Genomic DNA, 13,055 nt, shown 5'->3' with positions numbered 1-13,055 from the left:
CGCAGGCGCCGTTAACCACTGCGTGCCCCGCTGACGGGCGTGTCATCCGGAGCAAGATCGCGTGGACCAAGGGATCATCGCCAGCCTGCTGCAGCACCCGCTTGCGTCGGCGCTGGTCATCGTCGACCGTACCGGGCGCCCGCTGGCGGCCAATCCGGCCGCGCGCGAGCATGGCCTGCCGGCCACCGTGGCGGCCTATGCGCCGATGCTGGAAGATCTGCGCCTGATGGCCGCCGATGGCGGCATCGTGCCCTGCACGCTGCCAGGCGGCCCGCGCGGCCACTACGACGGCCACCTGCGCGCCGTGCATGACGGTGCCGGCAACCTGCTGGCGTTCACCCTGAGCATTCCCGAGCCGGTGCCGGTCGACGGGGGCGGGCGCTGGGAACTGGCACTGGACAGCGCCGGCCATAGCCTGTGGGACTGGGACATCCCCAGTGACCGGGTGGCGCGCACGCCGGCGCTGGTCGACGAGACGGCCACCGAACTGCTGTCGCGCGTCCACAGCGAGGACATCGACCAGGTGCGTGCCGCGCTCGACGAGCACCTGCGCGGGCGCAGCGAGCAGTACAGCGCACAGTTCCGCTTCCGCCAGACCGATGGCCAGTGGCGTTGGGTGCTGGATCGCGGCCGCGTGGTCGCGCGCACCGCCGATGGCCAGCCGCTGCGCATGGTCGGCACGCATACCGATATCGAACAGCAGAAGCAGCTCGAATCGCTGCTGCAGGAGCAGCAGCTGCACCTGAGCGAAGCCCAACGCATCGCCAGCATGGGCAGCTGGTCGTTCGACCCCAACAGCGGGCACTTCTGGTGGTCGCCGGAACTGCGCTCGCTGCTGGCGCTGGAGCACGGCGCCGTGCCCGGTCAGCGGCGCTGGCTGAAGCAGCTGCATCCGCGCTCGCGCGGCGCGTTGCGTGCGGCATGGCGGCGGCTGTGGCGCGATGGTCGTGCCGCCAATCTCGAGCTGGAGCTGACCCGCGGCCATGAGCCATCACAGCACCTGCGGCTGTGGATGCAGCCGCTGCTGGACATGGACGGGCAGCCCAAGCGCCTGCTGGGGCAGGTGCAGAACATCACCGAGCAGCACCAGACCGATGCGTTGATCCGCTGGCGCACCGAACTGCTGAACCGGGTTTCCGCGCTGGGCCGCATCGGCGGTTGCGAGATCGAGGTGCAGACACGGAGCATGCAATGGACCGAGGAGTGCTATCGCATCCACGGCCTGCGCAAGGAACCGATCACCCTCGACCAGGCGATGGCGCTGTACACCGAAGACTCGCGCGATGCGTTCGAGGCGGCGCTGGCCCGCATCGCCAACGGCGGCCTGCCCGAGCAGCTGGACCTGTGCTTCTACCGCCAGTCCGGCCTGCGTGTCTGGGTGCAGGTGCTGATCGAGCTGGATCGTCGTGACGGACTGCCGCCGCGCTTCGTCGTCCTGTTCCGTGACATCACCCGCGAGCGCGAGGCCAACGAGCGCATCGAACTGCTGGCCCACTACGATCTGCTGACCGGCCTGCCCAATCGCGTGCTGCTCGGTGAACAGACTGCCGAGGCCATCGAGGAGGCGCGTGATCGCGGCACCTCGTTGGCGATGCTGTTCATCGACCTGGACGGCTTCAAGACCATCAACGACAGCTTCGGCCACGCCACGGGTGATGCGCTGCTGAAGGCTGCCGCCACCCGCCTGCACCAGAACCTGCGCAACAACGATCTGTTTGGCCGTTTCAGCGGCGACGAGTTCATCGTCGTACTGCGCGACCTGGCTGAGCCCGAGGATGCGGGACATGTCGCCCGCAAGCTGATTGCCTCGCTGGCCGAGCCGTTGCGCCGTGGCGAGACCACGCTGAAGGTCGGTGCCAGTGTCGGCATCGCGATGCTGGGCGATGCGCAGACCGATTTCGATTCACTGCTGCGCGCTGCCGACGCCGCCATGTACGCAGCCAAGGAAGCCGGACGCAACACCTACCAGTATTACAGCCAGGACGCACTGGCCCGCATCCAGCGCAGGCTGGAGCTTGAGCACGCGCTGCACGGTGCGATCGAGCGCGAGGAGTTCAGCCTGGCCTATCAGCCGCTGCTGCATGCCCACCAGGGCGAGCCGCCGGCAATCGAAGCACTGCTGCGCTGGCATCGCCCCGGCATCGGCTATTGCAGCCCGGCCGAGTTCATTCCCATCGCCGAGAAATGCGGCGAGATCGTACGCATCGGCGACTGGGTACTGAACGAAGCCTGCCGTCAGGCAACCGCCTGGGACCGGGCAGGACTGCATTTCGACCGCATCGCGGTCAACGTGTCGGCGGTGCAGCTGCGTGATCGCGGCTTCGCCGAGCGCGTGATCGACATCTGCCATGCCCACGGCTGGCCGCCTCAGCGGCTGGAGCTGGAACTGACCGAGTCGGCGCTGATCCGTGACACCGACATCCTGCGCCACTGCTTCGACGTGCTCGAACGGCACGGCGTGCCGCTGGCGGTGGACGACTTCGGTACCGGCTTCTCCAACCTCAACTACCTCAACCGCTTCCCGGTGGGTCGCCTGAAGATCGACCGCAGTTTCGTGCAGGGCATGCTGCACGACTCCGGCACGGCCGAAGTGACCCAGGCCATCGTGCACCTGGGCCACGCGCTGGGCATGAAGGTGGTGGCCGAGGGCGTGGAGACGCACCAGGAAGAAGACATGCTGCGCCGCCAGGGCTGCGACGAGATCCAGGGCTACCTGTACTCGCGCCCGCTCAGTCCGCGCGACCTGGCGCAGTGGCTGCGCCAGCAGCGTCCGTTACCGATGCGCACCGACGCCAGCAGCGAAGCGGTGCTGGTCCGCTGACGATCTGCGCTGGCAGATGCCGGCCCGGTGTGGCCTGACTCTGGTGCGCCCAGCTCTGGTGGGTGCCGACCGTTGGTCGGCACGGATGCCCTGGCGCTCGCGATCATCCACGCATGGCGTGGATCTACTCAAAGAGCCAGCATCTGGTAGTTGCCGACCTTGGTCGGCATGCACGCCGGTTCGCCCGCTCAAGTGTCCGCCGTCAGCGACGTTGCGCAAGCTCTCCGAGCACATCCAGCGTCTCGCGTTTCACCAAACTGCCCAGCCGCCAGCCGTGCTCTGACACCGGCTCCGTCGAGGTGTAAATCTCTCCGTCGCCCAGCGGCCCCAACATCTCACGGGCTCTCCAGAACATTGGCTCCCCGTCCTCCGCCAGAACATCCATTTCGGGATCATCCAATGTCAGCAGGAAGTCGTGCAGGCGCTTGTTGCGATCGATGTTGCTTGCTGGAAGAGTCAGTGTTGCAGGCGCGCATAGGTAACCTTCGTGGGGTTCAAGCGTGAGTTCGACTCCGGTTCGCTCGCCACAGATCAGCATCTGGCCGAATGGCGAGATCGCATAGACATGGAAATCATCTTTGCCCCATAGAGGGCTGCCCGCCAGAAGGGCGGCGAGCACCGATTCGTACCCCGCGGGGTTGACCAAAGCCAGTCGATCATCGTGATAGCGCGCAAGACCGTCGCGCTGCCACAGTGCCAGCAATGCGTCCGGAAACCTGCCTTTCCAGAGGGCCAGCATGGTGTCAGTAACAGGCGAGCCTGGAGTACTGGCCTGCAGTTGAGACAGAAGGCTCGTCGTGAACGGGGCGGAAGCATCGGTATCCATAACTGCCGAGAGGGTCCCCGGGAGGTCGTGGCCCTCCGGACCTTCCGGCAGCAGGTTGAGAAATGTCAGCATGCTCTCGGCCCGTGCAAGCTCCAGGTTCGATTCCTCGCCAGGAATGGCGCCTGCCATGCTTCCGGAGACAAGCAACAACGCTCCCGTTGGAAGCTCATGCCACGGGGCTTCAAGGACCAGATAACGTCGCGGCGCCTGTTCGGCATCATCGTCAAGGATGATGACTGGCGGGCCGTCCTGCACGCACCCCGCGGACACTTCAACTGCTGAATCGATCACGCCCGCGTCAGGATTGTACGCATCGATCGGAGCGGAGTAGGGCTGCTGGAACGCTCCAAACGTCTTCAGCGCCTGCTGAAGCGCCCCAAGGGAATCGGGATCCACGGTCAATGGGACAGGGGTTGCCGGAAGCTGCAAGGCAACTGAGAGGCAGAGAAGGGCGCTGGTCATCGGGCTGGCTTGATCTGAACCGCAATCGGCCCCTTCACGATGAAGGGCGCATGGTTCACGGTCCATGCAAACAGTCGGAAATGCTGGCATGGCGGGGCATCATCCACGCATGGAGTGGATCTACCTCGGAAAATCCGCCCTCAGCTGCATGCGCAGCGCTTCTACAATGGCTGCATAGCGCCGCTTCTGGACCAGATAGCTGGCCAGGAACAGCGGAAGCACCAGCAGCATCGGCGCCACCATCGGGCGCATCGCCACCAGTGGCAACAGCAGCAGCGACAGGATCGCCACGAACCAGCTGCACAGGCCGATCACCCGCACCTCGTGCCGCCGTGCGTTGAGCACGATGCGTCCACGCATCACCGGGAAGTAGCGCAGGCCGAAGCTCGGCGCGAAGCTCTCGCGGAACGCCATGCTGCCATCGGGCAGCGCGTGGAAGGCCAGCCGCAGCCACTTGTCCTGCGGCAGGTCACGCTCCAGGCTACCCAGCGAGAGCCGGGCCTGTATTGCCGGTGACGCCGCGATGCGTTCGTTGAACAGGGTGATGCCCCAACTGAAATAGCCGGCCACCCAGGCCATCAGAAGGACGGTCTCGATCAGCAGGAGTGCGATCAGGGCGATGGCCATCGGTCTTCCATGAACGGGACCGGGGCATCATGCCATGCGGGATGCCCCCCCCACGCATGGCGTGGATCTACTTCAGCGCTTCGCCATCCAACCCCAGGTCCCAGGCCAGTCCCAGCAGCGCCTCGTCCGCCCGCGACGGAGCGGGGCGCGCGTCCGCCAGCTGCTGCAGTTCGCGGATCTCCTCACGTGCCACCTCTTCCAGCTGTTGCAGCTGCTCACGCACGCTCGCGTTGCGCGGGCGCTCGGTGTCGGTGAGGGAGGGCAGGGCGCGGATCAGGGTCATGGTGCGCTTACAGGATGCTTCCAGCGGCGGGTCACAGGCAAAGGCCCCGGACGAACCGGGGCCTTGCGGGCTGCCAGCGAGGGCAGCGGACATCAGGATCAGAACAGCTCGACGGTGCCGGCGCCCATGCTCTGCTGGGCGACGGGCTTGTGCGGCGGGCGTTCCCATTCGCTGCGCAGCTCGCGCAGGCGGTTGCCGGTGCGCTGCAGGGCGCTGGCGATCTCTTCGTCGAACACGCCGCCATTGCGGTGCAGCAGCTCCTGCAGGGCCACCGCTTCGCGATTGATCGCGGTCAGGCGGTCCAGGTGGGTGTGCACGCCGCCCAGCGCCTGGGTGGCGATGTCTTCGAACTGCAGGGCGCGCACGGCTTCGGCCACGCTGCCATCGATCGCACGAGCGCATTCGGACACTTCGCGCATGCCGTCACCCAGCGAGGCGTTGATCTGCGCGACGTTGTCGAGCATCGCTGCCGCTTCCTGGCGCGCTTCGCGGGAGCGGTCCATGTCACGCGAGGCCATGTGCGAGACGGTCTCGCGCACCTTGGCGATGGCGTCCTTGGAGCTGTGCGCCAGCTTGCGGATCTGCTCGTTGAAGGTGGTCGAGCGCTCGGACAGGTTGCGTACCTCGTCGGCGACCACGGCGAAGCCACGACCGGCTTCACCGGCACGGGCCGCTTCGATGGCGGCGTTCAGCGCCAGCAGGTTGGTCTGGTCGGCGATCGACTTGACGTCTTCCAGCAGCGCGAAGATGCCATCCAGGTGCTGCGCCATCTGGTCGATGTGCTGCACGGTGGTGCTGCTCTGGCCGCTCACCTGTTCCAGCGCTTCCACCAGCTGTTCCATGCGGTGGCTGGCGTGCTGGGCGAAACGGGCAACGTCGAGGCCGGCATTGCCTTCATCGCCGGCGCGGTCGACGATGCGCGACAGCGCCTGGCTCTGCTGGCGCGACTTGCGGTTCATCGCATCGAAGCTGCCGCCCAGGCTGGAGACCGCCTGGCGGATCAGGTCGCGGGCGCGTTCCACTTCACCACGCGAACCGTCGATTTCGTTGCCGACGAAGTTGCGCAGTTCGGTCAGCAGCTGGTCCTGCTCACGCAGGACACGGGCATGTTCCGGGGAACGATGCGCCTGGGCGCGGGTGGTCCACCACGCGAAGCCGAGCCAACTCAGCGTCATCGTGGTCAGGATCGCCCAGCGCAGGGCGGCCGGCCATTCGAATCCGATGGCGAAGGGGAGCAGCAGGGTCAGAGCCAGGGGGGCGGCCAGACGGATGAAAATGCGTGAGTACATGGACGTTCTCGGGAGGTGCACGGAGGATGTATCGGCCGTCCCCCCTTTCTCTTTAACGTCGATGTGCCTGGAAGTGCATTCTGAATGCGCCAGTTTTCCGGCGCCTGTGCGGTCTCGGGGTCGGATCCCTTTTCCATGGAAAAGGGCTCTGACCCCACACCCTCAGGCCAGCTGCCGGTCCACGGCCTCGATCATCGCCTTTCGCCCGAACAGGAAGTCCCAGTAGCTGCCGCCCAGCTGGCGCCACAGCACTGCCGAGCGCACCGCCGCCAACAGCAGGGCACGGATCTCGGCCACCACGCCGGCCTGGCCCAGGTAGTGCGGGTTGCCCTGCACCATCACACGCGGCTTGAGGTGGCTGATGGTGTCCGCGTACAGGCTTCCCAGGCTGGCCAGCACATCCGGGTGGCCGCTGTCGCCCAGTTCGGTGGCCTGGCGCTGGGCACGCTCGATGCCCGAAGCAACCTTGTTCACGGTGGCGCCATCCTGAACAAAGCGGCGCTCCAGCTGCAGCACCGACAGCGCCAGTTTCGGCAGGATCGGATCCTGGCCCTGGTTGCGGAAATAGTTGTGCAGCAGGCGCAGCCCGGCCTTCAGTGCATGGCGGTCACCGAACACCGCCTGCGGCGAGGACGCATCGACACGGAACACGCTGTCCACGGCGGTGCGCACGGCGGCGGCGTCGGAATGGCCGGTATCGGCGATGCGGCGTACCTGCTGCAGGGCCTGGGCAATGCCGGCCAGGGCCAGGACGCGGTCGTCGACAGTGAAACTCATGCAGAGATTACCTCAAAAGGGGGAGGGGGTGGTGCGCAGGCGCTGTTCCAGCGGCGCATCGGTGGCGGCGATCACCGCGCCACCCAGGCACACCTCACCGTCATACAGCACCAGTGATTGACCGGGGGTAACGGCGCGCTGCGGGCGCGCGAAGGTGACCAGCACGCTGCCATCGTCCAGCACCTCGACCGTACACGGCTCGTCGGGCTGGCGGTAGCGGGTCTGGGCGGTGCATTCAAAGCGCCGTGCCGGCGGCGCGCCGGCGATCCAGTGCGCGGTTTCCGAGCGCAGGCGATCGGACAGCATCCACTTGCTGTCGCGGTCCTGATCCACGTACAGCACGTTGCTGGCCACATCCTTGCCGACCACGTACCACGGCGCGGCCGGACGTCCACGCACGCCGCCGATGTTCAGGCCTTCGCGCTGGCCCAGGGTGAAATAGAACACGCCCGGATGTTCGGCGATGACGCTGCCGTCGGCCGGGTCGAGGATCTGGCCGGGCTTGGCCGGCAGGTAACGGCCGAGGAATTCACGGAAGTCGCGCTCACCAATGAAGCAGATGCCGGTGGAGTCCTTCTTGGCGTGGGTCGGCAGGCTGACGTCACGTGCGATCCGCCGCAGGTCGGTCTTCTCCAGGTCGCCGATCGGGAACAGGGTGGCCGCCAGCTGCTCCTGGCCCAGCTGGTGCAGGAAGTAGCTCTGGTCCTTGGAACGGTCGGCGCCGCGCAGCAGCAGCCACTGGTGGCCACGCTGGGTCACCCGTGCGTAGTGGCCGGTGGCGATGCGCTCGGCGCCCAGCTCGCGGGCGGCATCCAGGAAATGCTTGAACTTCACCTCGCGGTTGCACAGCACGTCCGGGTTCGGCGTGCGGCCAGCGGCGTATTCGGCCAGGAAGTGCTCGAACACGCCCTGCCAGTACTCGCTGGAAAAGTCCCGGAAGTGGAACGGGATACCGAGCAGGCCGCATACGGCGACCGCATCGCGGCGGTCATCCTCGGCGCGGCATTCACCGCTGCCGTCGTCGGCCCAGTTCTGCATGAACAGGCCGGCCACGGCCTCGCCCTGCTGGACCAGGCGCCAGGCGGCGACCGAAGAGTCGACACCACCAGAGACGCCCACCATCACGCGCGGCGTGCTCATGTGACCTCCCGGACCAGCGAAAGCGGATGGCGCTGGCCACCCAGGTAATCCGCCACCACCTCCCAGACCAGCGGGCTGCGCTGGCGCTCACCGGCGGCCTGCAGCTCGGCCGGGGTCAGCCACAGCGCGCGGTCGATGCCGGTATCCAGCGGTTGGGCCGGGTCGTGCGAGACCGGGCGCGCTGCGTAGCAGAAGCGCAGGAAGGCGGTGCCGTCGCCGGCAGTCCACTGGTAGCAGCCGATGAAATGGGTCAGCTGCACGGTCCAGCCGGTTTCCTCCCGGGTCTCGCGCAGGGCTGCCTCGGCCAGGCTTTCGCCTGGCTCGAGGTGGCCGGCCGGCTGGTTCAGCACCTGGCGGCCTTCAATGGTCTCTTCGACCAGCAGCACGCGGCCGCCGTCAACCACTACCGTGGCGACGGTGGCGTGCGGTGCCCAGCGCGGGTCCGGCGTGGTGTTCAACTCAGAACTCGTCCTTCTTGGTCAGTTCCAGCTCCATCGCGTCGGCGGTGCGGATGGCCGCATCGATGGCGTCGCTGAGCTGGTCCGGGGTGGCATCGGCGTCGATCTTGACCACGAACATGGCGGTGGTGTCCTGCTTCACCCAGCCGCCCATCTTGGCGTCCTGCGAATCTTCCAGCAGGCGGTTGGCCACGGCCACCGGGAACTGCTTGGTCTTGGCGTTGTAGGCCGGCGACCAGATCTCACGGATGTTGTGGCTGCCGAAATCCTCCACCGCCGAGCGCACGTAGACCATCTGGGTGCGGTCACCCTCGACGTCGAAGACCATGCGGTAGTCGCCATCCTCGTCGACTTCGTAGGTATAGCCCAGCTTGTCCAGGTGGCGGGCCACGGACTTGTCGGCGCTGGTTGCGGCAGTGGCAGAGCCGGCAGCGGCCAGCGCGATCAGCAGGGCGGGAAGAAGGGTCCTTTTCATGAAGATCCTGTGAAACAGTGTTGGGAGAGGATGCAATTGTGACGGTGGGCGTGCGTGCCGTCCAATCTGCGGCGGGCCGACGCAGGCCTGCCCGAGCCCCTATAATGGACGGATGCCCCATGAGTCCTCCCCCGATTCCCAGCACGAGCACGGCGTTGCCGTAGAGCCCGCGCGCCCGGAAGTGGCGCCGCCGCCGTTCTACCAGGTGATGCTGCTCAACGACGACTACACCCCGATGGATTTCGTGGTGGATGTGCTGCAGCAGTTCTTCAGCATGGACCTAGACAAGGCCACCCAGGTGATGCTGCACGTCCACACCCGCGGCCGCGGCGTCTGCGGTGTCTTCACCCGTGAAGTGGCGGAGACCAAGGTTGCCCAGGTCAACGAGTACTCGCGGATGAACCAGCATCCGCTGCTGTGCACGATGGAAAAGGCCTGACCGGCTGGCGATTCTCGTCCGGGCACAACGATCCCGGACCCAGTGTGCCCACCAAGGCGGGCACCTACCGAAGCAGAGGCCTGTAGAGCCGAGCCTGCGCTCGGCTGCTTTTCGTTCAGATGTTCCGCATTCCCGGAAGCACAGCCGAACATGGGCTCGGCTCTACAGGTCGAGATCACCCCGCCGCCAGCGCCTCCAGCGCCATCCGCGCCACCGCCTCGTCCACGTCGGCCGGGTCGCCATCATCCCTGAACCATACCGCCGACAGCCCCGCACTGGCCGCGATCCAGCGCAGCAGGCTTGTACGTTCCAGGCCGGCCAGTGCAGTGACCTGTTCCAGCCGCGCGGCAAACCGCTCCGGCCGCGTGGCCACGTGGATGCCCGGGCCACAGAGATCCGGATTGCTGAACAGCGTCGTGTAGTCGAACGCACGGTCGCCCAGCAGCCGCTTCGGATCGATCGCCAGCCAGCCGCGCCTGCCGAAATCCAGCACGTTGTCGTGGTGCAGGTCGCCGTGCAGCGGCCGGATCTCCTGTTCGTCACGCAGCAGCCCCTCCGCCAGTGATCTGCACTGTTCCAGCAGTGGCGGCAGCGCGGCCCTTGGCTGCAGCAGATCGGCGAACCATGTACGCAGGCAGACCAGTTCCGCTGGCGGCGCGCTCCGTGGCTGGTGCAGCCGTTGCAGGACCTGGCACAGGATCGTGGTACAGGCCTCATCGTCGCCCTCGATCGAGCGTTGCCGCAGCGAGTCGCCGCCGGCACGCTCGATCAGGATCGCCGGCCCGGCGTGGGCCAGCAGGCGGGCAGCGCCATCGCCGTCCCACCAGCGCAGCAGGCGATGGCTGTTCTGCTCCTCCGCTTCGCTGCTGATCTTCAGCATCGCCGGCTCGCCGGCAGCGGTCAGCACCGGCCAGAGCCGGGCGTGAGGTGTTTCGATGGCCGGGCCATCACGCCGCAATCGCCAGCGGCTCAGGTAGGGTTCGCTCATGCCGGTTGAGGTCTTCTGGAGTGAACGAAGATCAAGCGTTCTGCAGTGCTAACGCCATCTGAACGCAGCAATCCGCTAGGGTGATGGAAATCGCGTAGTCAGGCCGCATATTGTTCCCATCTGCCGCCGGAGTAATCCATGTTCAGCAAAGACCTCGAACACACCATCGGCCAGTGCTACAAGCGCGCCCGTGAGGCCCGGCATGAGTTCATGACGGTCGAACACCTGCTGTTGGCACTGCTCGACAACCCGTCCGCCCAGGCCGTCCTGAAAGCCTGTGGTGCCGACGCCGAACGCCTGCGCCAGGAGCTGGAGCAGGCCATCGAGGCCTCGGTGTCCCGCCTGGCCGAGGATGACGGCCGTGACACCCAGCCGACCCTGGGCTTCCAGCGGGTGCTGCAGCGGGCCGTGTACCACGTGCAGTCCTCGGGCAAGAAGGAGGTCACCGGCGCCAACGTGCTGGTCGCCATCTTCGGCGAAAAGGACTCCCACGCCGTCTACTACCTCAACCAGCAGGACGTGACCCGGCTGGATGTGGTCAATTACCTGTCCCACGGCATCGCCAAGCTGGGCGAGGAAGGCGAGCAGCCGTCCTCCTCCTCCGACGGCGAGGGCCGCATGGAAGGCGGGGAGGGCGAGCCGAAGGGCGATGCCCTGACCGAATTCGCCAGCAACCTCAACGAACAGGCCCGGTCCGGCCGCATCGATCCCCTGGTCGGCCGTGGCGACGAGATCGAGCGCACCATCCAGGTCCTGTGCCGACGCCGCAAGAACAACCCGCTGTACGTGGGCGAGGCCGGCGTGGGCAAGACCGCCATCGCCGAGGGCCTGGCCCGCCGCATCGTCGAGGGCTCGGTACCCGACGTGCTGGCCGACGCGGTGATCTACTCGCTCGACCTGGGCGCGCTGGTGGCCGGCACTAAGTACCGCGGCGACTTCGAGAAGCGGCTGAAGGGTGTGTTGACCGCGCTGAAGAAGGTGCCCAACGCAGTGCTGTTCATCGACGAGATCCACACCATCATCGGCGCCGGCTCGGCGTCGGGCGGCACCATGGATGCGTCCAACCTGATCAAGCCGGCCCTGGCCTCCGGCGAGCTGCGCTGCATCGGTTCGACCACTTTCCAGGAATACCGCGGCATCTTCGAGAAGGATCGGGCGCTGGCCCGCCGCTTCCAGAAGATCGATATCGTCGAGCCTACCGTGGGCGAGACCTACGAGATCCTGCAGGGCCTGAAGTCCAAGTACGAGCTGCACCACAGCGTGACCTACTCCGACGAGGCGCTGCAGGCTGCAGTGGACCTGTCGGTGAAGCACATCGGCGACCGCCTGCTGCCGGACAAGGCCATCGACGTGATCGACGAGGCCGGTGCCCGCCAGCGCCTGCTGCCGGAAGGGCAGCGCAAGGAGCTGATCGACGTCGAGGAAGTGGAGGCGATCGTGGCCAAGATGGCGCGCATCCCGACCAAGCAGGTCAGTGCCACCGACAAGGACGTGCTGCAGCATCTGGAGCGCAACCTGAAGATGGTGATCTTCGGCCAGGACCCGGCCATCGAGACGCTGTCCTCGGCGATCAAGCTGGCCCGTTCGGGCCTGGGCAATCCGGAAAAGCCGATCGGCAACTTCCTGTTCGCCGGCCCGACCGGTGTCGGCAAGACCGAGGTGACCAAGCAGCTGGCGCTGCAGCTGGGCATCGAGCTGGTCCGCTTCGACATGTCCGAGTACATGGAGCCGCATTCGATCAGCCGCCTGATCGGTGCCCCTCCGGGCTACGTCGGCTTCGACCAGGGTGGCCTGCTGACCGAGAAGATCGTCAAGACGCCGCACTGCGTGCTGCTGCTGGATGAGATCGAGAAGGCGCACCCGGACATCTTCAACATCCTGTTGCAGGTGATGGACCGCGGCGTGCTGACCGATACCAACGGTCGCGAGGCCAACTTCAAGAACGTGGTGCTGGTGATGACCACCAATGCCGGCGCGGCGCAGGCCTCGCGGCGCTCGATCGGCTTCACCAAGCAGGACCATGCCACCGACGCGATGGAGACCATCCGCCGCAGCTTCACCCCGGAGTTCCGCAACCGCCTCGATGCGGTGGTGCAGTTCCAGGCGCTGGGCTTCGAGCACATCCTGCGCGTGGTCGACAAGTTCCTGATCGAGCTGGAAATGCTGCTGCAGGACAAGCACGTCAGCCTGTCGGCCACGCCAACTGCACGCGACTGGCTGGCCCACCACGGCTTCGACCCGCTGATGGGTGCGCGTCCGATGGCCCGCGTGATCCAGGACAGGATCAAGCGTCCGCTGGCCGACGAGCTGCTGTTCGGCAAGCTGGTCAACGGCGGCAAGGTGAGCATCGATGTGCGCGACGACGAGCTGGTGGTCGAAACCCAGGCCGAACCGGAGCGCCTGCTGCCGGTCACGGTGGAATGAACTGACCCCCGGCCGGTTTCGGCGGACCTGAAATGACAAGGGCGGC

12 protein-coding genes are annotated in these 13,055 nt (G+C 66.5%); 3 read left to right on the top strand and 9 right to left on the bottom strand.

Annotation, left to right across the window (positions count from 1 at the left end; translation table 11 throughout):
- Positions 1–61 precede the first annotated feature (61 nt).
- The gene (locus AC2A1N_RS21020) at positions 62–2,821 is read left to right on the top strand and encodes a bifunctional diguanylate cyclase/phosphodiesterase (protein WP_242892545.1); all 2,760 of its coding nucleotides are present in this window, start codon (positions 62–64) and stop codon (positions 2,819–2,821) included.
- A gap of 202 nt (positions 2,822–3,023) precedes the next feature.
- Here the strand turns inward: AC2A1N_RS21020 and AC2A1N_RS21015 are convergent, their stop codons facing one another.
- From AC2A1N_RS21015 to AC2A1N_RS20980, 8 genes are all read right to left on the bottom strand, one after another.
- Positions 3,024–4,109 (bottom strand): GAD-like domain-containing protein, encoded by a 1,086-nt coding sequence (locus tag AC2A1N_RS21015; RefSeq protein ID WP_185807458.1) that lies wholly within the window; start codon positions 4,107–4,109, stop codon positions 3,024–3,026.
- Positions 4,110–4,229: 120 nt separating this feature from the next.
- A complete protein-coding gene (locus AC2A1N_RS21010; protein ID WP_242892547.1) occupies positions 4,230–4,736 on the bottom strand; it encodes a hypothetical protein in 507 nt (168 codons plus the stop codon).
- A 67-nt stretch (positions 4,737–4,803) separates the two neighbouring features.
- On the bottom strand, positions 4,804–5,019 hold the full coding sequence (locus AC2A1N_RS21005; protein WP_005409586.1) for a hypothetical protein: 216 nt from the start codon (positions 5,017–5,019) through the stop codon (positions 4,804–4,806).
- Between the two features lie 98 nt (positions 5,020–5,117).
- Complete coding sequence (locus tag AC2A1N_RS21000; protein ID WP_014647075.1) at positions 5,118–6,308, bottom strand: methyl-accepting chemotaxis protein; 1,191 nt, start codon at positions 6,306–6,308, stop codon at positions 5,118–5,120.
- A 162-nt stretch (positions 6,309–6,470) separates the two neighbouring features.
- Positions 6,471–7,085 carry a high frequency lysogenization protein HflD gene (gene hflD / locus AC2A1N_RS20995; protein WP_005416473.1) on the bottom strand — a complete coding sequence of 205 codons (615 nt, stop codon included), beginning with the start codon at positions 7,083–7,085 and terminating at the stop codon, positions 6,471–6,473.
- A gap of 12 nt (positions 7,086–7,097) precedes the next feature.
- Positions 7,098–8,225 carry a tRNA 2-thiouridine(34) synthase MnmA gene (gene mnmA, locus AC2A1N_RS20990; RefSeq protein ID WP_242892549.1) on the bottom strand — a complete coding sequence of 376 codons (1,128 nt, stop codon included), beginning with the start codon at positions 8,223–8,225 and terminating at the stop codon, positions 7,098–7,100.
- On the bottom strand, positions 8,222–8,683 hold the full coding sequence (locus AC2A1N_RS20985; protein WP_242892551.1) for an NUDIX hydrolase: 462 nt from the start codon (positions 8,681–8,683) through the stop codon (positions 8,222–8,224). Before AC2A1N_RS20985 ends, mnmA begins: the two co-directional genes overlap by 4 nt.
- Before the next feature lies 1 nt (position 8,684).
- Complete coding sequence (locus AC2A1N_RS20980; protein WP_005416476.1) at positions 8,685–9,158, bottom strand: hypothetical protein; 474 nt, start codon at positions 9,156–9,158, stop codon at positions 8,685–8,687.
- 112 nt (positions 9,159–9,270) lie between these two features.
- Here AC2A1N_RS20980 and clpS point away from each other — a divergent pair, with 112 nt between their 5' ends.
- Complete coding sequence (gene clpS / locus AC2A1N_RS20975) at positions 9,271–9,597, top strand: ATP-dependent Clp protease adapter ClpS (protein WP_005416477.1); 327 nt, start codon at positions 9,271–9,273, stop codon at positions 9,595–9,597.
- Between the two features lie 175 nt (positions 9,598–9,772).
- Here clpS and AC2A1N_RS20970 read toward each other — a convergent pair whose 3' ends face one another.
- Positions 9,773–10,585: an APH(6) family putative aminoglycoside O-phosphotransferase gene (locus tag AC2A1N_RS20970; protein WP_242892553.1), complete on the bottom strand. Its 813-nt coding sequence runs from the start codon at positions 10,583–10,585 to the stop codon at positions 9,773–9,775.
- A gap of 138 nt (positions 10,586–10,723) precedes the next feature.
- Here AC2A1N_RS20970 and clpA point away from each other — a divergent pair, with 138 nt between their 5' ends.
- Positions 10,724–13,009, top strand: coding sequence for an ATP-dependent Clp protease ATP-binding subunit ClpA (clpA, locus tag AC2A1N_RS20965; RefSeq protein ID WP_061478688.1), 2,286 nt, complete (start codon positions 10,724–10,726; stop codon positions 13,007–13,009).
- Positions 13,010–13,055 lie beyond the last annotated feature (46 nt).

The sequence above is a fragment of the Stenotrophomonas maltophilia group sp. SKK55 genome (assembly GCF_057179845.1).
Note: the sequence above shows the minus strand (reverse complement) of the source record. Positions and strands in the feature narration are given on the sequence as shown.

Bases quoted from the DNA above. Each gene is read 5' to 3' on its own strand.
- AC2A1N_RS21015 (WP_185807458.1), bottom strand. From the start codon at position 4,109: ATGACCAGCGCCCTTCTCTGCCTCTCAGTTGCCTTGCAGCTTCCGGCA.
- AC2A1N_RS21010 (WP_242892547.1), bottom strand. From the start codon at position 4,736: ATGGCCATCGCCCTGATCGCACTCCTGCTGATCGAGACCGTCCTTCTG.
- AC2A1N_RS21005 (WP_005409586.1), bottom strand. From the start codon at position 5,019: ATGACCCTGATCCGCGCCCTGCCCTCCCTCACCGACACCGAGCGCCCG.
- AC2A1N_RS21000 (WP_014647075.1), bottom strand. From the start codon at position 6,308: ATGTACTCACGCATTTTCATCCGTCTGGCCGCCCCCCTGGCTCTGACC.
- hflD (WP_005416473.1), bottom strand. From the start codon at position 7,085: ATGAGTTTCACTGTCGACGACCGCGTCCTGGCCCTGGCCGGCATTGCC.
- mnmA (WP_242892549.1), bottom strand. From the start codon at position 8,225: ATGAGCACGCCGCGCGTGATGGTGGGCGTCTCTGGTGGTGTCGACTCT.
- AC2A1N_RS20980 (WP_005416476.1), bottom strand. From the start codon at position 9,158: ATGAAAAGGACCCTTCTTCCCGCCCTGCTGATCGCGCTGGCCGCTGCC.
- clpS (WP_005416477.1), top strand. From the start codon at position 9,271: ATGCCCCATGAGTCCTCCCCCGATTCCCAGCACGAGCACGGCGTTGCC.
- AC2A1N_RS20970 (WP_242892553.1), bottom strand. From the start codon at position 10,585: ATGAGCGAACCCTACCTGAGCCGCTGGCGATTGCGGCGTGATGGCCCG.
- clpA (WP_061478688.1), top strand. From the start codon at position 10,724: ATGTTCAGCAAAGACCTCGAACACACCATCGGCCAGTGCTACAAGCGC.